We start from the raw sequence: 24,583 nt of genomic DNA, 5'->3' as shown, positions 1-24,583 counted from the left end.
TTATGTCACACAGAAGAGATTTTATAAAAAAAGCCACTTTAGGAACTATAGGAATTAGTACTGTTTTAAGTTGTAAAGAACTTACTGAAAAAGAGGAAATTTCTACTAAAAAAACAGGAATTAAAAATCCAAAAAAGCCGCTAATTATTTCTACTTGGAATCACGGTTTTCCAGCAAATGAAGCCACTTGGAAGGCATTAAAAAGTGGAAAATCGTCATTAGATGCTATTGAAGCAGGAATGAAAATACCAGAAGCAGATCCAACTATTAGAAGTGTAGGTTACGGAGGCTTTCCAGATAGAGAAGGTAAAGTAACTTTAGATGCTTGTATTATGGATCATAACAGTGATTGTGGTTCGGTATCATTTTTACAAGGTATTAAGCATCCAATTTCAGTAGCAAAAAAAGTACTTCAAAATACACCACACGTAATGTTATCGGGACAAGGAGCACTTCAATTTGCTTTATCTGAAGGTTTTGTTGAAGAAAATTTATTAACACCTGAAGCTGAAAAAGATTGGAAAAAATGGTTGGAAGAATCTAAATACAAACCAGTTATTAATATTGAAAATCATGATACAATTTCAATGTTGGTGATTGATGAAGATGGAAATATTTCTGGTGGTTGTACTACAAGCGGAGCAGCTTGGAAAATGCATGGTAGAGTAGGTGATTCTCCAATTATTGGAGCTGGATTGTTTTTAGACAATGAAGTTGGCGCAGCAGCAGCTACTGGTTTGGGTGAAGCAGTTATTAGAACCGCTGGAAGTGCCATGGTTGTGGAGTTAATGCGTCAAGGAAAATCACCTTTTGAAGCTTGTAAAGAAATTGTTGAGCGCATTTACAACAAGCACAAAAATCATAAAGACATGGAATATTTACAAGTTGGTTTTATTGCCGTAAATAAACATGGAGAACACGCTGGTTACAGTTTGCGTTCTGGGTTTAATTACGCAGTTTATGATGAAGAAAATGGAAATAGAATGGAGGATGCGCAATTTAAAATGTCTTGGGACAATTGAGTTTTATAAAATAATTTATGTATGAAAAAAGCCTTGTTAATAATAATGGGAGTAATTTCTTTTAATGCATCCATAAATGGTCAAGAAAAACTTCCTTTTTGGTTAAACGAAAAGATAAATGAAGAAAATAGAGAACCAATGCATACAACATATTATGTGTATGAAAATGAGAGCTTGTCCTTACAAAACGATTGGAAATTATCAAAAAATTATAAAAGCTTAAATGGAATTTGGAAATTTAAATGGTTAGAAAATTCTTCTAATTTGCCGTCAGGGTTTCAAGATGTGAATTTTAATGATGCTAGTTGGGATAATTTTAAAATTCCAGCAAATTGGGAAATGAATGGCTACGGATATCCTGTTTATGTTAATGCTACGTATGAATTTGATAATTTAATTAAAGTGAATCCACCACAAGTTCCAGTATCACAAAATCATGTAGGAATTTATAGAAGAGAAATTACTATTGATAAAAGTTGGGAAGAAAAAGATGTGTTTCTTCACGTTGGTGCAGCAAAGTCAAATCTTAAAGTTTGGGTAAATGGTGAGTATGTTGGTTACGGAGAAGATGGAAAATTACCGCAAGAATTTAAACTTAATAAATTTATTAAAATCGGTAAAAATTCAATTGTTTTAAAAGTCATGAGATGGAGTGATGGCGCATATTTAGAATGTCAAGATTTTTGGAGAATGACAGGGATTACTAGAGATACCTATTTGTATGCTAGAAATAAAGTACATTTAAAAGATTTTGAAGTAAAAACCGAGTTAGATGCTAGTTATACCAATGCTAAAATACAAATTTCAACACTATTTTCACCAATAACTAAAAAAGACAAGTACTCTTTAGACATACTATTAAAAGATGGGAAAAATATAGTTGATTCAAAAAGTATTAATCTTACGGAATCTGATAAAGAACCAAAAGTAGAATTTTTTGTAAAAAATGTTAAAAAGTGGACAGCTGAAACACCAAATCTATATACGGTTAATTTTATTTTAAGAGATAAAAAAGGAAATGTAAGTGAAATTATTCCACAACAAGTTGGTGTTAGAAAAGTTGAAATTAATAATGGTCAACTTTTAGTTAATGGTCAGCCAATTTATATTAAAGGAGTAAATCGACATGAAACAGATCCAACTACTGGACAAACTGTTTCTAAAGAACGAATGGAACAGGATATTAAAGTTCTGAAACAATTCAATATCAATGCTGTTAGAACATCTCACTATCCTAATGATCCTTATTTTTATGATTTATGTGATAAATATGGCATATATGTAGTTGACGAAGCTAATATTGAGTCTCACGGAATGGGTTATGAATTAACCAAAACCCTTGCAAATGAACCAAGTTGGGAATTAGCACATTTACAGCGTTTAAGTAGAATGTTAGAAAGAGATAAAAACCATCCTTCAGTAATAATTTGGAGCTTAGGGAATGAGGCTGGTAATGGCTATAATTTTTATCGAGGTTATTTATGGATGAAAGAACGTGATGCATCGAGACCAGTTCAATATGAAAGAGCAAATTTAGGATGGGATGCAACCGTAAGGTTTGAATGGAATTCAGATATTATTAATCCAATGTACTCATCGCCTAGCGGTATGGAAAAATACATTTTAAAAAACCCTAATCCTTCAAGGCCTTATATTCAATGTGAATATGCTCATGCAATGGGAAATTCTATGGGGAATTTAAAAGATTATTGGGATTTAATAAGAACATATGATAATTTTCAAGGTGGTTTTATTTGGGATATGATAGATCAATCTGTTTATAAAACAAGAAAAGATGGAAGTGTTATATTTGCTTATGGTGGAGATTTTGGTCCTAAAGATGTGCCAAGTGATAATAACTTTTTAAATAATGGGGTGTTTACTCCTGAAAGAGATCCAAATCCACATGCTTTTGAAGTTAAAAGTGTGTATCAAGATATTCATACTTCTTGGAAAAATAAAGAAACTGTTACTATTAATGTATTTAACGAATTCTTTTTTAAAGATTTAAGTAATGTACATTTAAAATGGAAATTAATAGTTAATGGTGAAGAAAAAGCAAATGGTATAATTGATAAGTTAGAAGTAAATCCACAACAAACAAAAGGATATAGTTTGCCGATAAATATGCAGGAAATTAATGCTGGTGAGGCCTTTCTAAATATAAGTTATCATCTAAAAGTAGCTGAGCCATTTTTATCAAAAGGGTATAAAATTGCTTCGGAACAACTTTATTTAAGTGGAATTTATAAAAATGACTTAACAGTTAAAGGAGTTTCTAAATTAAACATATTAAAGGAAAAAAATTCAACGCTTTTTAAAGGTGAGAATGCTACTATTTCTTTTGATAATAAAACAGGATTTGTGAATGGTTACAAATTTAATAATGAAGATATTATAAAGAACGGAAATAAATTGCTTCCAAATTTTTGGAGACCTCCAAGTGATAATGATATTGGAGCTGGATTACAGGTGAAATTATTACCATGGAAAGAAGCAATTGAAAAAGCAGAGCTTTTAAGTTGGAGTTATAAAATTTCAAAAGAAAATACAATTACGGTAAATGCAGTATATAATTTAGCCAACGTAAATTCGGTATTAGAATTAATTTATCAAATAAATAGCAATGGAGAATTAATTGTACAGCAAACATTGAGTATTGATAAAAATAAAGAAACTCCGATGTTATTTAAATTTGGAATGCAACTTATAATGCCAAAAAGCTTTAATTCCATTTCTTACTATGGGGAAGGGCCTCATGAAAACTATATGGATAGAAATTATAGTTCTCAAGTAGGAATTCACAATCAAACAGTGTCTGAACAATATTTTCCTTATATAAGACCTCAAGAAACTGGAAATAAAACAGATATAAGATGGTGTAAATTATTTGGTAATAATATTGAAATTAAAGTAGAATCTAATACATTTTTTAATATTACAGCTTTACACTATTTAAGTGAGGATTTAGATGATGGTATTAAAAAAGATCAAAGAAATGCTGCGGATATAAGCGAAAGAGATTTAACAAATTTTCAAATAGATTATAAACAAATGGGTTTAGGTAGTATTACTAGTTGGGGAGATTTACCTCTTGAAAAATATAGACTACTTGAAAAAGAATATAGTTTTAAATTTAAAATTAGTCCAAAAATAAAAAAGCAATAATGAATATAAATTATCCAATAAAATTCAATCCAATTTTAAAAGAGAAAATATGGGGAGGAGAAAAGCTGAAAACATTATTTAATAAAAAATCTACACGAAATGATATAGGTGAAAGTTGGGAAGTTTCAGATGTTGATGGAAATATTTCAATAGTAAGTAATGGTGCCTTAAAAGATAAATCTTTAAAAACATTATTAAGTACTTATAAAGCTGAATTAGTAGGTGAAAAAGTATATAAAGCCTTTGGGAATAATTTTCCACTTCTTATAAAATTTATTGATGCTAAAGAAGCTTTAAGTATTCAAGTACATCCCAATGATCAACTGGCAAATGAACGTCATAATTCATTTGGTAAAACTGAAATGTGGTATGTTATGCAGGCGGAAACTGAAGGGAATTTAATTGTAGGTTTTAATAAAAACACTTCAAAAGAAGCGTATGTAAAACATCTTGAAGAAAAGAAATTGTTAGAAATTTTAAATCAAGAAAAGGTACATAAAGGAAATGTTTATTTTATTCCTACTGGAAGAATTCATGCAATAGGTGCTGGAGTTTTATTAGCTGAAATTCAACAAACAAGTGATATTACGTACAGAGTTTATGATTGGGATAGATTAGATGATGAGGGAAATTCACGGGAACTTCATACAGAATTAGCGTTAGATGCAATTGATTATTCAGCGCAAAATGAATATAAAACAACGTATGTTAAGGAGTTAAACGCATCATCTCCAATAGTAAACTGTCAATATTTTACAACAAATATAATTGTAATAAATGGAGTGTTAAATGTAAACAATACCAATAAAGATTCATTTATAATTTATATGTGTGTTGAAGGTGAGATTACCATAAAAAATGATGATTTTGAAGAAGTTAAATTATTGAAAGGCGAAACGGTTTTAATACCAGCTATTTTAAAAGAATACCAATTAATTGCAAGCGAAAAGTCAGAATTATTAGAAGTATATATCAGTTAATTAGATAAAATTTAGATAAAATTTAGATAAAATTTAGATAAAATGAAAAGATTAGGATTTTCAAAAATCATAGCAATAATGGTATTTGTGTCACTTTTTTCTTGCGGTAAGCAGGCTAAAGTTTTTACAGAAAATGATATTAAAATAATACCACAGCCAGTTGAATTTACACTAGGAGAAGGTGTGTTTAAATTTACAGAAAACACAAAATTTGTGGTTAATTTTAAGGATGATTTAGTAATAACAAATATATTATTAGAGAAGTTTAAAAATACAGAAAATTGGAATTTAGAAGTAACAAAAGAAGCGCCAACAAATAATTATGTTGAGTTTATTTTAGACAATAATTTAAATAATGAAGCCTATCAATTAACTGTTGCTCCAGATAAAATTACAATTTCAGCAAAAGACGCTAAAGGCTTTATGTATGGTTTAGAAACTATTCGTCAATTATTGCCTGTTGAAATTGAAAGTAAAGAAAAAGTATCAAATGCGAATTGGATTATTCCAGTTATGGAAATAAAGGATCAACCTCGTTTTCAATATCGAGGTCTTCATTTAGATGTTGCACGTCATTTTTTCAAAAAGGAATATATCAAAAAAACCATTGATCGTTTAGCAATGCTAAAGATGAATGTTTTGCACTTTCATTTAGTAGATGATCAAGGTTGGAGAATTGAAATAAAAAAATATCCAAAATTAACAGAAGTTGGTGCATTTAGATTGGATCAAGAAGATTTGCATTGGGATGGTAGAAGAGTAACTACACCAGAAGATGAAGCTACTTATGGAGGATTTTATACTCAAGAAGATATTAAAGAAATTGTAACGTATGCAACAGCTAAAGGTATAGAAGTTATTCCTGAAATAGAAATGCCAGCACACGTTATGAGCGCAATAGCTTCGTATCCTGAGTTGTCTTGTTTTGAAACACCAATTGGTGTTCCTTCAGGTGGTGTTTGGCCAATAACAGAAATTTATTGTGCAGGAAAAGATTCAACATTTGAGTTTTTAGAAAATGTATTGCTAGAAGTTATTGAATTATTTCCTTCAAAATACATTCATATTGGTGGTGATGAAGCAACAAAAACAAATTGGGCAAAATGTCCGAATTGCCAAAAAAGAATGAAAACTGAACAACTTGAAAATGTTGAAGAATTACAAAGTTATTTTGTAAAAAGAATGGAGAAGTTTATTAATTCAAAAGGTAAAAGTTTAATTGGTTGGGATGAAATTTTAGAAGGCGGTTTAGCGCCAGAAGCAACAGTTATGAGTTGGAGAGGAGTAAAAGGCGGTGTAGAAGCGGCAAAACAAGGTCATGATGTAATTATGACGCCAGGTTCTCATTGTTATTTTGATCATTATCAAGGTCCTCAAAATGAAGAACCTTTGGCTTGGGGAGGTTATACGCCTTTAAGTAAAGTATATGAATTTGATCCAATTGTAGAAGAATTATCCGAAGCAGAAAAAAAACATATTTTAGGAGGGCAGGCAAATCTTTGGTCAGAACAAATACAAACGGAATCACATTCAGAATATATGATTTTTCCAAGATTAGCTGCTTTGTCAGAAGCGCTTTGGTCCCCAAAAGAATTAAGAGATTGGAATTATTTTACTAACAGAATTACTTCTATGTTTAAAAGATATGAGTTGTTAGATATTAATTATGCAAAAAGTGCCTATTTAGTAACTGCAGATACTCAAATAAAGTTAGAGGAAAATATAGTAGAAGTATTGCTAAAAAATGAATTTCCTAATTCAGATATAAGATATATAATAGATGGAACTGATTTAAATAGCACATCAAAAAAATATTCAGAACCAATTAAAATTACAGAAACTACAAATTTAAAAGCTTCTTTATTTGAAAATAATCAGCCAATAGGAAAGGAGTTTAATCAAACTATTAAATTTCATAAAGCTGTTGGTAAAAAAGTTTCTTATAAAGAAATTTATAATGATAACTATCAAGGTGCAGGTGAATTTACTTTGGTAAATACATTAAGAGGTACCAAAAATTTTCATGATGGTCAGTGGCAAGCTTGGTTAGGAAAAGATATGGAAGTTGTAATTGATTTGGAAAAAGAAACTTCAATTAGTGAAGTAACAGTTGGCTCTATGGAAAATCAAGGTCCAGGAATATATTATCCAATAAAAATTGAGGTATTTGTTTCATTAAATGGTAAAGATTACAAACGGGTTGGAAATGTAGAAAGAGCTTATGCTAAAAATCCGGGTTCAGAGTTAAAAGAATTCAAAATTGAATTCTCAGCTCAAAATGCACAATATGTAAAAGTGATTGCAACTAATTTAAAAAATACTCCAGAAGGTGGAGATACTTGGTTGTTTATTGATGAAATTTTAATCGATTAAAAAATGAAAGGTATAAATACAGTACTAATAATTTTATTTCTATTTAGCTATCAAATAAATGCTCAAGAAACTAAATTAACTAAAGAAGAACGTTTAGAATGGTTTAAAGATGCTAAATTAGGTATTTTTATTCACTGGGGATATTATGGTGTAAAAGGAATCGGAGAATCTTGGTCTATGTATCATAAAAGAATTTCTTATGAAGATTATATGTTACAAGGTAAAGAATTTACAGCCGAAAATTATAAGCCAGATGAATGGGCAAAATTATTTAAAAAAGTAGGTGCGCGTTATGCAGTGCTTACTACTAAACATCACGATGGTGTAGCATTATGGGATACAAAATTTAGCAAGTTAAATGTAAGAGAAAAAACACCTGCTAAAAAAGATTTGGTACAACCTTATGTTACTGCTTTAAGAAATGAAGGGTTAAAAGTTGGATTGTATTATTCTTTATGTGATTGGTCACATCCAGATTATGAGGTGGTTTTTCCTCGTCCTGATACAAGAAAAAATTATCCACAAAAAAATCAGAAATTCTTATCACCTTGGCAACGTTTTATTAAGTTTAATAATAATCAACTAAAAGAATTGAGCACTAATTTTAATCCAGATTTGTATTGGTTTGATGGCGACTGGGAAAAATCTAGCGAACAATGGAGGGCAGAATCTTTAAAAGACTCTTTATTAGCTTGGAATCCTAAAGTAATTGTAAACTCTAGATTAAAAACACATGGCGATTATAGTACCCCTGAACAAGGAATTCCAGTTGTGAGACCTGAAGGAGCTTGGGAATTTTGTATGACAATGAATGATAATTGGGGATATTATCCTACCGATACCAATTACAAACCTATATCACAAATTGTAAGAACGTTTGTTGAAGTAATTGCTTCTGGAGGAAATTTATTGTTAAATATTGGTCCAAAACCTGATGGAACTATTGCTGAAGAGCAAGTTGAACGTTTAGAAGCTTTAGGAGAATGGATTAAAAAATACGAAACAGCAGTGTTTAATTCTAAAGCGGGTTTACCATACGGGCATTTTTACGGACCAACATTATTAAGTAAAGACGAAACTAAAATTTACTTATGTTTATTTGATGCTCCTAAAAATTACATTTCATTAAAAGGAATTCAAAACAAAGTTAAATCTATTAAAGTTTTAGGAAATAATCAAACCTTAAATTTTGAAAGAAATGGCGGAGCAGCTTGGAATAATATTCCTGGGATTTTAAGAATTGAAATTCCTAACCAGAAAAATTTAGATAAGTACGTAACAATAATAGAAGTTGAATTACAAGACGAATTAAAACTCTATAGAGGTCACGGAAACGCTGTTGAACTAAACCAATAAATTATGAAAAATAACACTTTTAAATTTTTGTTTGTATTGTTTTTAATAACTATTGTTTCTTGCAATACAAATAAAAGTAACGAGACAAATTCAAATATTTCTAAAATAAATTTGGTGGATTATGTTAATCCGTTAATGGGAACAGATTCTGAGTTTATTTTGTCAAATGGAAATACATATCCTGCAATTGCAACGCCTTGGGGAATGAATTTTTGGACACCAATGACTTCAAAAATGGGTGACGGTTGGACTTATAAATATGATGCATACAAAATTAGAGGAATTAAACAAACACACCAACCAAGTCCGTGGATAAACGATTATGCGGCATTTTCTTTAATGGCAACTACGGGCGATTTAAAATTTCAGGAAGACGAACGTGCTTCTTGGTTTTCTCACAAGGCAGAAACTGTAAAACCTTATCATTATTCAGTTTATTTAGCAGATTATGATGTGGTTGCGGAAGTTGCTCCAACAGAAAGAGCTGCTCATTTTAAATTTACATTTCCACAATCGGAACAATCTTTTATTATGTTGGATGCTTTTTTTAAAGGTTCTATGGTAAAAATTATTCCTGAAGAACGCAAAATTATTGGCTATTGTAGAAATAATAGTGGTGGCGTTCCAGAAAATTTTCATAATTATTTTGTTGCTGAATTTGATAAAGATTTTGAAATAAATCATACTTGGATTGATGGCTGGAACTTAATAGAAAACTCAACAAATAGCGAAGGAGCACATGTGGGTGCAATTATTGGATTTAAAACCAAAAAAGGGGAAGAAGTTCATGTAAAAGTTGCATCGTCATTTATAAGTCCAGCACAAGCGCAATTAAATTTAACTAGAGAGATTGGTACGGATACTTTTAATCAAACGAAAGAAAAGGCAAAACAAGTTTGGGAAACAGAATTAGGTAGAATTCAAATAGAAGATGAAAATATAGATAACATTAAAACTTTTTATTCAAGTTTGTATAGAGTGTTGTTGTTCCCAAGAAAATTTTACGAGTTTGATGCTAATAATGAGGTTGTACATTACAGTCCATATAACGGAGAAGTTTTACCAGGCTATATGTTTACTGATAATGGATTTTGGGACACGTTTAGGGCAGTTTTTCCATTTTTTAATATGATGTACCCAGAACTAAACAGTAAAATAATGCAAGGTTTAGCAAACACTTACAAAGAATCTGGATGGTTACCAGAATGGGCAAGTCCAGGACATAGAGATTGTATGATTGGCTCAAATTCTGCTCCAATTATTTCTGATGCTTTTTTGAAAGGTGTTAAGAATATGGATGTTGAATTATTATTAGAAGCAATGCTTAAAAATACAACGGTTGCAGATGGAAGACCCGTAAATTCAGTAGGTAGAGCGGGATTAAAATATTACAATACTTTAGGATATGTGCCATATAATGTTGAAATTAATGAAAATGCTGCTAGAACTTTAGAATATGCGTATGCGGATTTTACCATTGCAAAAATGGCAGAAAAATTAGGAAAAACTAAGATTGCAGATAAGTACTTTAAGCAATCTATGAATTATAAAAATTTATTCGATCCAGAAACCAATTGGATGCGTGGAAAAAATGAAGATGGAAGTTTTCAATCTCCATTTAATCCTTTAAAATGGGGCGATGCCTTTACAGAAGGAAATAGTTTACATTACACTTGGTCTGTTTTTCATGATATAAATGGCTTGATTGATTTAATGGGAGGAAAAGAACAATTTGCTTTAAAATTAGACGAAGTTTTTGAAATGCCGCCAAAATTTGATGATTCATATTACGGACAAACAATTCATGAAATTCGAGAAATGCAAATTGCAAATATGGGTAATTATGCACATGGAAATCAGCCAATTCAACATATGATTTATTTGTATAATTATGCTAATCAACCATACAAAGCACAAGAAAAAGTAAGAGATGTTTTGACCAAATTGTATGCTGCAACTCCAGATGGTTATTGTGGTGATGAAGATAACGGACAAACATCTGCTTGGTATGTGTTTAGTTCTTTAGGTTTTTATCCAGTTACTCCGGGAGCCGACGAATATGTAATTGGAAGTCCATTATTTAAAAAAGCAACGTTGCATTTGCAAAACGGAAATACTTTTGAAATCACTTCAAAAAATAATTCAGAAAGTAATTTCTATATTGATAACGCAGATTTAAATGGTAAACCTTACAACAATACTTTTATAAAATTTGATGCTATTCAAAAAGGAGGAACTTTACAATTTAGCATGAACAATCTTCCAAATAAAGATTGGGGGACAGCAGTTGAGAGCGCTCCTTATTCATTAAGTACTTCAAAAAAATAAAATTATAAATGAAGAATACGCTATTTTTTATATTATTTGCTTTTAGCATACTATTTACAGTGCAAGCGCAAGAACCTGTAGATTATGTAAATCCAATTATTGGAACTTCTAATTACGGAGCAACATTTCCTGGCCCAATTGCACCAAGAGGAATGGCAAGTATAAGCCCGTTTAATGTTGCTGGACCACAAAATTTACCTTTGGAAAAAGACAGCCGTTGGTTGTCCAATCCATATGTGCACGAAAATACCTTTTTAACAGGATTTAGTCAGGTAAATTTAAGCGGAGTAGGTTGCCCAGAATTAGGTGTTTTATTGTTAATGCCAACAACTGGCGCAGTAGAAACCAATCATTTAAAGTATGGCTCAACCTATTCTAATGAAGTTGCAAAAGCAGGGTATTATAGTACAGAAATTGATAAATACAATGTGAAAGCTGAATTTACAACTTCAAAAAGAGTTGGAGTTAGTAAGTTTACGTTTCCAAAAGGTGAATCAAATATTTTACTGAATTTAGGCTTGGGCTTAACCAATGAACAAGGTGCCATGGTAAAAGTGGTTTCTTCAACCGAAATTGAAGGAATGCGTTCTGTTGGTTCATTTTGTTATAACAGCCCAGAAGCAGCATATCCAGTTTATTTTGTAGCGAAGTTTTCTAAACCTGCTGATAATTTTGGAGTTTGGAAAAAACCAACAACATATAACGGAGTAGAAGCACAATGGATGGGCTATAATGGTAAAACTAGACTGATGGATGCTTCCACAAAAATGGTAGTTGGGGATAGTATAGGTACTTATTTTACCTATAAATTTGATAAAACAGAAAGTGTTGAAGTTAAAATAGGAGTGAGTTATGTAAGTATTGAAAATGCGCGTGAAAATTTAGAAAAAGAAACTTCGAACAAATCATTTAACGAAATTTATAAAGAAACTTACACTGAGTGGAACAAATTACTCTCTAGAATTAAAGTTGAAGGTGGCTCAACAAATGATAAAACTGTTTTTTATACAGCACTATATCATACCTTAATTCACCCAAATACCTTGAACGATTTTAACGGTGAATATCCTGAAATTAAAACTGGTAAAATTGGAAAAACTGAAAGAACACGTTATACCGTTTTTTCGTTATGGGATACCTACAGAAATGTGCATCAATTACTATCATTAGTATATCCGCAACAACAATCAGATATGATTAGAAGTATGTTAGCTATGTATGATGAAAATGGTTGGTTGCCAAAATGGGAATTAAATGCTACCGAAACATTTACAATGGTTGGCGATCCGGCAAGTATTGTTATTACAGATACTTATTTAAAAGGAATTCAAGATTTTGATGTACAAAAAGCATACAAGGCAATGTTAAAAAGTGCAGACCAAGTTGAGAATAATCCTTTACGTCCAGGTTTAAAAAATTATATTGAAAAAGGCTATTTAACTACTGATAATGGAGGTTCGGTTTCTACTACTCAAGAATACAATGCTGCAGATTATTCTATAGCATTACTAGCAAAAGAATTGGGCAAAAAGGATGATTATAAACGATTTTATAATCGTTCAATTTCTTATAGAAAGTTGTTTGATAAAAATTTAAAATTGCTAAGACCAAGATTAGAGAATGGCTATTGGTACGAACCTTTTGATCCGAATGATGGTGCTAATTTTAGCGAAAATGTTGGTTTTATTGAAGGAAATGCTTGGCAATATGCATTTATGATTCCACACGATATTTTAGGACTTAAAAAAATAATGGGTGGAAATAAAGCATTTATAAATCAATTACAAAAAGTCTTTGATGATAATCAATTTGATATGGCAAATGAGCCAGATATTGCGTATCCGTTTTTGTTTAATTATGTAAAAGGTGAAGAATGGAGAAGTCAGAAATTGGTTTCAGAATTAGTTGAAAAATATTTTACAAACGCACCAGATGGAATTCCTGGAAATGATGATACAGGAACTATGTCGGCTTGGGTTGTATATGCTATGATGGGTATATATCCAATTGCTCCAGGAGAACCAAAGTATTCCATTACAAAACCATTGTTTGATAAAATTACCATTCAGTTAGATTCAAAATATTATAAAAATAGCGAGTTGATTATTGAAAAAGATACAAATGCTAACGGATATATTCAGCAAATTTTATTAAATGGAAAAATTTACCGAGGCTATTTTATAAATCATGAAGATTTGGTGAATGCTCAAAACCTAAAAATTATCTTAAAATAAATACAATTAAAATGAAATTAACCCCCTTATTTGTGACATTATTTTTTACTGCCTTTTTTTCTGTTAAGGCTCAAGAAAATATAACTCATACTGTTTTTAAAAATGAACCAATTAATTTTGGTGGAGAAACTGATAATGAAACCGATGTTATTCGATTGGAAAATGGTCGAATTATTTATAAAAAAATAACCGTTCCTAGTTTTCCAAAAGGAACGGATGTTAAAATTAAAGTTTCATTGCGTTCAAATGGTGACCGTTGGGATAAGTCAGGTTCTTGTTTTGTTGTAAAAGATTTGAATGAATTATCTATTTTAAATATTTCAAAAAATAATAAAGAATTTCCTTCAAATTCAACTGTATATAGTAAATTTAAAGGAGTAAAAGCTACTGAAAACTACGCTCCAGTTATTGAATTATTGCGTTTTATGACACCTTTTGGTGTAGGTTATTACAGTGATAATACTGTAAAATACAGAAGACCAGTTTATATTCCAACTTGGGAAAAAGAAGTTGTTTGGGAACAAGATATTTCTCATTTAAAAAGCTTGGTTAGTAATACTTTTTATGTTGGTGTTTGGATTGATACTTGGACAAGTGAAGGTTATAAAGTTGATGTAGATTTAATTTATTCTAATCGACCAAGAAAGACTTTAAAAGTACTGCCATTGGTAAATACTATTTCGTATGTTAATGGTCAATCTTTACCAGATTTTTTTGCTACAGGGCCGTTAGATCAAAATTTTGAATTGTTGAAAAACGCAAAAAATGTAAGATTGTATTTCACAACTACTGGGCACGGAGGACATGAAGGAGGTGATGAGTTTATAAAAATTAAAAATAGTATTTTTATTGATAATCAGATGGTTTTAGATACCATTCCTTGGAGAGATGATTGCGCTTCTTTTAGAAGATTTAACCCAACTTCAGGTATTTGGCTTAAAAAAGATTCGGCATCTTATATAGATTTTGAGGCAAAAGCCTATAAAATTAAAGAAATTGAAGAACGTATTGCTTCATCAGATTTATCTCGATCAAATTGGTGTCCAGGTTCTTATGTTAAGCCTTTTGTTATTGATTTAGGCGATTTAAAAGCTGGCAAACATACTATGCAAATTTTAATTCCTGCAACAGCTGCTTATGATGATAAGTTAAATCATTGGTTGGTTTCTGCATATATTACTTACGAAGATTAATTTAAATTATTATTATGAAAAACTTTAGTTTTTTGATAAGTTTAATTGTTTTTAATGCAATTATTTTTAGTTCTTGTAATAACAAGAATCAATTACAATTGGTTTCAAATGGTGTTTCCAATTATGAAATTGTTATTAAAAGTGATGCTTCAAGTGATATAAAAAATGCTTCAGGAGTATTGCAAAAATACTTTCAAATAATTTCAACAGCAAAAATTCCAATTGTAACTGAAGAACATCAATCAATAAACAAGAAAAAAATAGTTGTTCAAGTTCAGAATATTAATAAAAATCAATTGAAAATTTCAACTGAAAATTCAAATATTTTTATTGTAGGAGGTTCAGATTCAGCAGTGCAAAATGCAGTTTATGAGTTTTTAGAAAGTTACTTAAAATGTAAATGGTATTCGCCTACAGCTGAAGAAATTCCAACTTCAAAAAATATTGTATTGAGTAATACGATCAATTATTCATATACACCTAACATAACAACTAGAACTGTTCATTCAAAATTATTTTATGAAAATCCTGAATTTGCTGCCAAACATAAAGTAACCACAAATGCTTTTCCTTATTATGTGCCATCAGCAAGAGTGCATACTTTTAATAAATTTATTCCTGAGGAAGTTTTTTATAAAACCAATCCAGAATATTATGCATTAAGAGGAACCAAAAGGTTACCAACTCAACTGTGTTTGACTAACAATGAGGTTTATGAAATTGTGAAAGATTCTGTAGCATCTTTGTTTCGTCAGTATCCAGATGCAAATGTAATTTCCGTTAGTCAAAATGATAATCAGCAGTATTGTACCTGTGAAAAATGTAAAATCATAGATGAAACCGAAAGAAGCTCTAGTGGTACTATGATTCAATTTGTAAATAAAATTGCTGCCAATTTTCCAGACAAAACAATTTCAACTTTGGCATATCAATACACTCGTAAGCCTTCAAAAACAAAACCTTTAAGCAATGTACTAATTACGCTATGTTCAATAGAATGTGATAGAAGTGCACCAATTGAAGAAAATTGTATTGATTTTTCGGAAGATTTAAAAGGTTGGAAACAAATAACCGAAAATATTAGAATATGGGACTATACTACGCAGTTTACTAATTTTTTAGCGCCGTTTCCAAATTTGCATACATTACAACCAAATATTCAGCTTTTTAGTGAAAATAATGCAACTTGGGTGTTTGAACAACACAGTCATAATCCAAGTGAATTGTTTGAATTACGTTCCTATATCACTGCAAAATTACTATGGAATCCAAGTTTAAATATTGATGAATTGATTACAGAATTTACCAATGGGTATTATAAAGAATCTGGCGTTTATGTGAAAAAATATATAGATTTAGTTCATGAAAAAATACAAGAAGACAATGATTTTTTCTTGTTTTTGTATGGAGATCCTTCACAAGCTTTTAATTCTTTTTTAAAACCAGCATTGTTAAAACAATACAATTCATTTTTTAATGAAGCTGAAAAAGCTGCTAGTTCACCAGAAGTTTTAAATCGTGTAAAGTGTGCAAGAATAAGCGTGGATTATGCCATTTTAGAAGCTTGTAAAAAAGGAATTTCAGAAGACTTTCAATTAGTTATTTCAGATAAAAACGGAACTAAAAGTATAAATCCGGTAGTAAATCAAAAGCTTATCAATTTTTATGAAACCTGTAAAAAGAATAATATAACTTTAATGAATGAAATGGGTTTTACAGTTGAAGAATATTTTAATAATTATAAAAAATCGTTAGAAGTTGCTTCGCAACCAAATAAAGCTTTTGCAAAAAAAGTGACCTTGCTAACCAAACCTAAAAAATATGCAAATGAAAATCCACAAACATTAACAGATGGCGCTTTAGGTGGAAGTAATTTTTATGCAAATTGGCTAGGTTTTGAAGGAGCTAATTTAGAAGCCATTATTGATTTAGAAGCTGTTACCGAAATAAGTTCAGTTTCAACAGCATTTTTACAAGTGAGTAATCATATCGTATTTTTCCCCGTAAAAGTTTCCTATTACTATTCAAATGATAATCAAAAATTTGAGAAACTTGGTGTATTAAAAAATGATACACCATTAACAAAAACAAGTAAAATAAACGATATAAAATATTTTAATCTAGAATTTTCAAAAGTAAAAGCTCGGTATATAAAAATTATTGCTGAGAATATGAATAAAGCACCATATTGGCACCACGCAGCCGATTTACCATCTTGGATTTTTGCAGATGAAGTAATTATAAACTAAATTAAAAAAAAATGAAAAAGTTTTTTTGTGTTTTACTATCTTTTATAGTGTTAATGAGCTGTAAAACTGAAAATAATTTAAAAATAAGTTCACCTAATAAAAAAATAGAAGTACTTGTTCAAACCAAAAGTGGCGCTATTTTATACTCTGTAAATTTTAAAGATTCTATACTTATTAAACCATCTAATTTGGGTTTGTTATTAAAAAATTCCAAACCTTTGAATGGTAATTTTTTAATAAGTGATTTTAAAATTACAACTAAAAATACTTTATGGACGCAGGTTTGGGGAGAAAATAAAACCATAATTGATAATTACAATCAATTAGAGGTTTCACTTCAAGAAAAAGTAGAACCTTTTAGAAAAATGAACGTTATTTTTAAGGTTTATGACGATGGAGTTGGCTTTAGATACCAAATACCAGTTCAAAAAAATTTAGACAGTATTTTAATTTCTGAAGAATTAACGGAATTTAATTTTTCTAAAAATTTTGAAGGTTGGTTTACTCCTGCAAATTTTGATTCATACGAGCAATTATATCAAAACAAACCTTTAAATGAAATTGAAAATGCAAATACACCAATAACTTTTCAGTCTGAAAATCAAGTTTTTGTAAGTATTCATGAAGCAAATTTAACAAATTATGCAGATATGACTTTACTAAAAAATAAAGAAAAAGATTTTTCATTTAGAAGTAATTTAGTGCCTTGGCCAGATGGCGTAAAAGTTAAAACAGTAACACCAATGGTTTCACCTTGGAGAACAGTTCAAATTACTGATAGTGCAGAGAAATTAGTTGAATCCAATTTAATTTTGAATTTAAATGAACCCAATATAATTGAAGATACATCTTGGATTCAACCCATGAAATATATTGGTATTTGGTGGGGAATGCATTTAGGAACACATACTTGGACTTTAGGTGAAAGACACGGAGCTACAACTGTAAATACTAAAAAATATATAGATTTTGCATCAAATAACAATATTTCAGGTGTTTTGGTAGAAGGGTGGAATACAGGTTGGGAAAATTGGGGGAAAAAAGGTGCTTTTGATTTTGTAACTCCATATAAAGATTTTAATTTAAATGAAATTGCAGCATGTGCAACGTCAAAAAATATTCAACTTATTGGCCACGTTGAAACTGGTGGTGATGCCGATTTTTTTGAAGAAAATTTAGATAAAGTCTTTATGATGTATCATAATTTAGGTATTAAAACTGTAAAAACAGGATATGCTGGAGTCATTAAAACAAAAGGACAATTTCATCATGGGCAATATATGGTAAACCATTATAGAAAAGTGATAGAAAAAGCAGCAAAATATCAAATAATGATTAATGCTCATGAACCTATAAAGCCAACTGGAATTAGACGAACTTACCCAAATATGATGACTCGGGAAGGAACAAGAGGAATGGAATGGAATGCCTGGAGTTCTGGAAATCCACCAGAGTATTATACAATTTTACCTTTTACAAGAAGTTTGGCAGGACCATTAGATTACACTCCAGGAACGTTTGATATTTTGTTTAAAAACGCCAAAAACAGAGTAAAGTGGAATGATTTAGATGAAGGAACATCACGAGTAAATACCACCTTGGCAAAGCAGTTAAGTTTGTTTATAATATTATACAGCCCAATGCAAATGGCATCTGATTTAATTGAAAATTATGAGAATCAGCCAGCTTTTAAATTTGTTAAAGATTTAGCTGTTGACTGGGAAATTTCAAAAGTATTGAATGGTAAAATTGGTGATTATGTTACAATTGTTAGGAAAGATAAAAATAGTGACAATTGGTTTTTAGGAAGTTGTACTGACGAAAATAGGAGAGAGCTAAAAATTGACTTATCGTTTTTAGATTCCAATAAAAAATATGTAGCAGAAATTTTTGCCGATGGAGAAAATGCCAATTGGAAAACAAACCCACAAGCAATTGAAATTTATTCAGAAGAAGTTGATTCAAAAACAGTTCTAAATTTAAAATTAGCAGCTGGTGGTGGACAAGCCATAAAATTCTCACCAATAAATTAGTAACATGAAAAAATATATATTTTTACTTTTAACCGTATTTATGTTTAATATCAAAGCAGAAAGTCAATCTTTAAAATTAATGACCTATAATATTCGCTATGATAATCCAAATGATGTTGAAAACCAATGGTCGCAAAGAAAGGAATTTTTAAGCAATCAAATAGGTTTTTATGAAGTTGATATTTTTGGAATACAAGAAGGATTGCATCATCAGGTAGCTTATTTAGATAGTGTTTTTGTTAATTATAACTACATTGGAGTTGGTAGAGATGACGGTAAAACAAAAGGAGAATACAGCACAATTTTTTACAATTCAAAAAAGTTTAAAGTAATAGAAAGTAGTACGTTTTGGTTAAGTGAAACGCCAAATAAAATATCTGTTGGTTGGGATGCTTCAATGGAACGAATTTGTACGTATGGTTTGTTTCAACATAATGTTACAAAACAACAGTTTTATGTTTTTAATACACATTTTGATCATATTGGAACCGAAGCTAGACTTAAAAGCGCTGAATTGATTCTTGAAAAAATTGAAGAACTCAATCAAAAAAAATTACCAGTAATATTAACAGGAGATTTTAATTTAATACCAGAAACGGAACCAATTCAAACCATCTCAAAAATATTAAATGATTCTGAAAAAATAAGTAAAGTAACTCCTTTTGGACCAAAAGGAACTTTTAATGGCTTTAAGTTTAATCAACCAGTTACCGATAGAATTGATTATATTTTTACAAGTAAAAATAATATATCTGTTAAAAAATATGCGGTATTAAGCGATTCAAAAAATTGTAAATTTCCATCAGATCATTTACCAGTTTTTGTTGAGGTTTTAATTAAAAAATAACAGTATGAAACGAAGAAATTTTATTGTAAATAGCTCTTTAGTTGCAGCTGGAGCATTAGTTTTACCACAAAATATGTTAGCTTTTGAGCAAGAGAAGTTTATAAGTAAAAGACCACTAAAATCTGAACGAAATTTCACTAGTATTGCCGTTGAAAACACTATTAAAAAGGTAAAGGTGGTAATAAAAGATGAGGAATTAGCGTGGATGTTTGAAAACTGTTTCCCAAACACATTAGACACTACTATAGATTTTGAAATTATTGATGGAAAGCCAGATACGTTTGTAATTACTGGAGATATTGATGCTATGTGGTTAAGAGATTCTACAGCACAAGTTTGGCCTTATATGCCCTTAATTTTAAAAGATGAAAAATTAAAACAATTAATTAAAGGTTTAATAAATAGGCAAGTAAAATGTGTGTTATTAGATCCTTATGCAAATGCTTTTTATAAAGATAAAACTAAAATATCTCATTGGAAATCTGACAAAACTTTAATGTTACCAGGAGTGCATGAGCGAAAATGGGAAGTAGATTCACTTTGTTATGTAATTCGGTTAGCAAATGAATATTATCAAATAACTAAAGATGTTTCAATTTTTGATAAAGATTGGAATAAAGCTATGCGTTTAATTTTAAAAACCTTCAAAACAGAACAGCGTAAAAATAACGAATCAACATATATATTTAGCCGTGAAACAACTTCTGTAATTGACTCACCTCCTTTTGAAGGTACAGGAAGACCAATTACACCAAATGGACTTATTTGTTCAATGTTTCGCCCATCAGATGATGCTACAATGTTTCCTTATTTAATTCCTTCAAATATATTTGCAGTGTTATCATTACAGCAGTTGTCTATTATTTATTCTGAAGTAATTAAAGATGAAAGTTTTGCAAAAGAATGTGCGGAATTAGCTTTAGAAGTTGATAAAGCCATAAAAAAATATGCTGTTGCAGAACATTTACATTTCGGTAAAATTTATGCCTATGAAGTAGATGGTTTTGGAAATAAGTTATTTATGGATGATGCCAATGTTCCGTCATTAATGTCTTTAGCGTATTTAGGAGCACATCAGCCAAATGATAAAATATATCAAAATACCCGAAAATTTTTATTAAGCAATTATAATCCATATTTCTTAAAAGGAAAATATGCAGATGGACAAGCAAGTCCACATACAGGAAAAAATAAAATTTGGCCAATGGGCATTATCTTGCGCGCAATGACAAGTACTGATGATAAAGAAATTGTGAAATGTATAAAAATGTTAAAAGCAACTCATGCTGGAACTGGATTTATGCATGAAAGTTTTGATAAGGACAATCCTAATGACTATTCTCGAGATTGGTTTGCTTGGGCAAATACATTATTTGGGGAGTTAATATTAAAAGTTTTCAACGAAAACAGGAAAATATTGTTAGAAGAGTTTTAGCATATTTTTATTAATATAATTTAGCATTATCAAGTTCAATTGTAAGTAATATTCAAAAATTTAATTCTTTGTTTGTAATACATTCTAAAAATTGACAAGTATCTTATATAATTTTAATTTCTAATAAGCAACCTATAACGTTTTAGAATTGCTATTGGTCGAAATTATTTAAAGAAAAGGTTATTCATTTATATTTTTATTCATTATTAACTCAAATTATATAATGAATGATACAAAAAGCACTAAAACTGTTTTTTTTAATTTGTGTACTAGGTTTTTCTAGTTTACAAGCCCAAACAGTAAAGGGAACAATTACAGATGCATTGGATGGAGCTCCGCTACCAGGTGTAAATGTAATAATCAAAGGCACATCTGTTGGTGTCTCATCAGATTTTGATGGTAAATTTAGTATTGATGTTAAAAGTGAAAATGCAGTATTGCAATTTTCATTTATGGGGTATGCAACTCAAGAAATTTCTGTTAAAGGAAAAACATTAATTAACGTAGCATTAACTCAAAGTGCAGAATCACTTAATGAAGTAGTTGTAACTGCTTTAGGTATTAAAAGAGAGAAAAAATCTTTAGGTTATGCTGTTCAAGAAATTGATGGGGAATCTTTAATTCAATCAAGAGAAAATAACTTAGCAAATTCTATTTCGGGTAAAGTTTCTGGTGTACAAATTGTTAGATCAAGCAACGGTCCTGCAAGTTCTTCTAAAATTATTCTTAGAGGGAATAACTCTTTAACAGGAGATAACCAACCTTTAATTGTTGTTGATGGAGTTCCTATGGATAACTTTACAGGAGCCGCAAATAATGATTATTGGAATCCATCACAAGATATGGGAAATGGTTTAGGAGATTTAAATCCTGAAAACATTGAAAGTATGTCAGTATTAAAAGGAGCATCTGCAGCTGCATTATATGGTTCGCGTGCAGGTAATGGTGTAATTTTAATTACTACAAAAAGTGGTAAAGTAAAAAAGGGATTAGGAATCACGTATTCAACAACAATTGGATTTGAAACAATTGGATCAACTCCAGAAATTCAAAGTGTTTATGGGCAAGGTGCAAATAATGTATATGATGAAGTTTCAGGATCAAGTTGGGGACCAAAAATTGAAGGTCAACAAGTTACTAATTGGAACGGAGAACAAGTAGCGTTAAAGGCATATGATAATTTAGATACTTATTTTAAAACAGGAATTAACCAAACACATACATTGTCATTTCAGCAACAAGTTAGTGATGCAACTTCTGTTTTTTCATCAGCAACATATTTAAATGATGATAGTAAAATACCAGGTGCAAAACTAGAACGAGTTAATTTATTAACCAGGGCAGTATCTAAATTTGGTGAAGATAATAAGTGGACTACCGATGTAAAAGTTCAATATATAAATTCAAAAGCAGATAACCGTCCTTTAAATGGATCAAATATTTCTAACGGTTTTGGTACAATGTATATGTTACCTCGTTCAGTAAATGTTGCAGATTTTAAATCTGGAAGTGATGAATTTGGAAATATGATTTGGTATGTTCCTTCAAACTCAATGAATCCTTATTGGGGAGCTAAAAATAACTTAAGTACCGATGCTAGAGATCGTTTTTTATTAAATGGAAATTTAAAGTATGAATTTAATGATTGGTTACGTGCTGAAGTAAAAGCTGGTGCTGATTTGTATACTACAAGCACAGAATCAAAATTATATGCAGGAAGCCCACTTTCAAATACCGGACGTTACAGTTTAGGTAAAAGTACGTTTTCTGAAAAGAATTATAGTGCGTTGTTAATTGCACAACAAGATAATATTTTTGGAAAATTTGGTGGTTCATTAACATTAGGAGGTAACTTAATGTCTCAAACAGCAAGTGGAATTAATTCAAGTTCAGGAGAGTTAGAAGTTCCTAACTTATTTTCTTTAAACAATGGAAAAGATAAGCCAACGGTTGATCAAATTTTTAGTGAAAGAAAAATGAACTCTTTATATGGTTCTATGCAAATAAACTATGATGGATATGTATATTTAGATTTTACAGGACGTAACGATTGGTCATCAACTTTAAGTGAAGAAAACAGATCATTTTTCTATCCTTCTATAAGCACATCATTAGTTGTAACAGAAATGATTAAAAAACAAGATGGAAACTTACCAGACTGGATTAACTTTGGAAAAGTTAGAGCATCATATGCTGCAGTAGGAAATGATTTAGATCCATACAGATTGTACAATAGTTATTCAATTGGTAAAGATCCTAATGGAAATACAACAGCTACAACAGGTAATGTAAAATTTAATTCAGATGTAAAAAGTGAATTAATAAAATCAGTAGAATTTGGTATTGACGGTCGTTTCTTTAGCAATCGTTTAGCAATGGATTTTTCTTGGTATAAATCTAATGCAACAAATCAATTGATAGAACTTCCATTAGATCCATTAAGCGGCTATAATAGTGAAATCGTTAATGCTGGAGATATTCAAAATAAAGGTTTTGAATTGATGTTGAATGGTACAATTCTTGACAATCCTGATGGTTTCTCTTGGGAAATGAGTTTAAATTATTCTAAAAATGAAAATTCAATTGAAAAACTTACAGATGAAGTTACTCAATATGAATTAGGAGGTTTTGATAATGTAACTGTTTTTGCAACTGCAGGTGGTGGATATGGTGAAATTTGGGGAACTAAATATCAAAGAGTTGAAGAACCTACAAACCCTAATTTTGGAGCCATAATTGTAGATGGTAATGGTTTACCTACAGCTACAAGTGAAAAGTTTAAGTTAGGAAATCAACAACCAGATGCGTTAATTGGTTATTCAAATACATTATCATACAAAAATTTATCATTCAGTTTTTTAATTGATGCTAGAATTGGTGGTGAAATATTTTCAGGAACCAATAGAACTCTTCAAAATTCAGGAAATGCAGCAGTAACAGTTGTAAATGGTGCAAGAGAAGAATTTATTGTTGATGGTGTGGTAAATGATGGAAATGGAGGGTATGTTGCTAATACCGTAGCAGTATCTCCACAAATTTACTGGAATACGATAACTACAAGATCAGGAAACTTAGGAATTACTGAAGCGAACATTTATGATGCTTCAAATGTAAGATTAAGAAACATTCAATTAAATTATTCATTACCAGCAAAATGGTTAAAGAATTCAGGTATTCAAAATGCAAAAGCTGGAATTTCTGCCAATAATGTATGGTTAATTAGTAGTCATTTAAATGGAGTTGACCCAGAATCTGTATATGCAACGTCAACTAATGCTGTTGGTTTTGAAAACTTATCATCACCAACATCAAGTACAGTATTTTTAAACTTATCATTAAGTTTTTAATAATTAAAAATATATTTA

Annotated in this window: 13 protein-coding genes; all 13 read left to right on the top strand. The window is 30.2% G+C overall.

Annotation, left to right across the window (positions count from 1 at the left end):
• Nucleotides 1-2: 2 nt before the first annotated feature.
• The 13 genes from BM335_RS10525 to BM335_RS10465 all read left to right on the top strand — a co-directional run bounded on the left by BM335_RS10525 (nucleotide 3) and on the right by BM335_RS10465 (nucleotide 24,565).
• Complete coding sequence (locus BM335_RS10525; protein WP_090226853.1) at nucleotides 3-1,022, top strand: glycosylasparaginase; 1,020 nt, start codon at nucleotides 3-5, stop codon at nucleotides 1,020-1,022.
• Nucleotides 1,023-1,043: 21 nt separating this feature from the next.
• Nucleotides 1,044-4,190 (top strand): beta-galactosidase, LacZ type, encoded by a 3,147-nt coding sequence (locus BM335_RS10520; protein WP_090226849.1) that lies wholly within the window; start codon nucleotides 1,044-1,046, stop codon nucleotides 4,188-4,190.
• Nucleotides 4,190-5,170: a type I phosphomannose isomerase catalytic subunit gene (locus tag BM335_RS10515; RefSeq protein ID WP_090226845.1), complete on the top strand. Its 981-nt coding sequence runs from the start codon at nucleotides 4,190-4,192 to the stop codon at nucleotides 5,168-5,170. The genes BM335_RS10520 and BM335_RS10515 overlap by 1 nt, the downstream gene beginning before the upstream one ends.
• A 42-nt stretch (nucleotides 5,171-5,212) precedes the next feature.
• A complete protein-coding gene (locus BM335_RS10510; protein WP_090226841.1) occupies nucleotides 5,213-7,543 on the top strand; it encodes a glycoside hydrolase family 20 protein in 2,331 nt (776 codons plus the stop codon).
• Between the two features lie 3 nt (nucleotides 7,544-7,546).
• Nucleotides 7,547-8,899 carry an alpha-L-fucosidase gene (locus BM335_RS10505; RefSeq protein WP_090226837.1) on the top strand — a complete coding sequence of 451 codons (1,353 nt, stop codon included), beginning with the start codon at nucleotides 7,547-7,549 and terminating at the stop codon, nucleotides 8,897-8,899.
• Nucleotides 8,900-8,902: 3 nt separating this feature from the next.
• Nucleotides 8,903-11,227, top strand: a complete 2,325-nt coding sequence (locus BM335_RS10500) for a GH92 family glycosyl hydrolase (protein ID WP_090226832.1) — start codon at nucleotides 8,903-8,905, stop codon at nucleotides 11,225-11,227.
• Between the two features lie 8 nt (nucleotides 11,228-11,235).
• Nucleotides 11,236-13,461, top strand: a complete 2,226-nt coding sequence (locus BM335_RS10495; RefSeq protein ID WP_090226829.1) for a GH92 family glycosyl hydrolase — start codon at nucleotides 11,236-11,238, stop codon at nucleotides 13,459-13,461.
• Nucleotides 13,462-13,472: 11 nt separating this feature from the next.
• Nucleotides 13,473-14,654 carry a PNGase F N-terminal domain-containing protein gene (locus tag BM335_RS10490; protein WP_090226826.1) on the top strand — a complete coding sequence of 394 codons (1,182 nt, stop codon included), beginning with the start codon at nucleotides 13,473-13,475 and terminating at the stop codon, nucleotides 14,652-14,654.
• A gap of 14 nt (nucleotides 14,655-14,668) precedes the next feature.
• A complete protein-coding gene (locus tag BM335_RS10485; protein ID WP_090226821.1) occupies nucleotides 14,669-16,903 on the top strand; it encodes a DUF4838 domain-containing protein in 2,235 nt (744 codons plus the stop codon).
• Between the two features lie 11 nt (nucleotides 16,904-16,914).
• Nucleotides 16,915-18,936, top strand: a complete 2,022-nt coding sequence (locus tag BM335_RS10480) for a glycoside hydrolase family 97 protein (protein ID WP_090226818.1) — start codon at nucleotides 16,915-16,917, stop codon at nucleotides 18,934-18,936.
• A 4-nt stretch (nucleotides 18,937-18,940) separates the two neighbouring features.
• Nucleotides 18,941-19,783, top strand: a complete 843-nt coding sequence (locus BM335_RS10475) for an endonuclease/exonuclease/phosphatase family protein (protein ID WP_090226815.1) — start codon at nucleotides 18,941-18,943, stop codon at nucleotides 19,781-19,783.
• 4 nt (nucleotides 19,784-19,787) lie between these two features.
• Entirely contained in the window at nucleotides 19,788-21,218 is a 1,431-nt protein-coding gene (locus BM335_RS10470; protein WP_090226812.1) for a glycoside hydrolase family 125 protein, read from the top strand.
• A 227-nt stretch (nucleotides 21,219-21,445) separates the two neighbouring features.
• Nucleotides 21,446-24,565 (top strand): SusC/RagA family TonB-linked outer membrane protein, encoded by a 3,120-nt coding sequence (locus tag BM335_RS10465; protein ID WP_090226809.1) that lies wholly within the window; start codon nucleotides 21,446-21,448, stop codon nucleotides 24,563-24,565.
• Nucleotides 24,566-24,583 lie beyond the last annotated feature (18 nt).

The organism is Lutibacter maritimus, from assembly GCF_900116115.1.
Lineage (GTDB): Bacteria > Bacteroidota > Bacteroidia > Flavobacteriales > Flavobacteriaceae > Lutibacter > Lutibacter maritimus.
The sequence above is the reverse complement of the archived record's forward strand: the minus strand, read 5'-3'. Positions and strand labels throughout refer to the sequence as shown.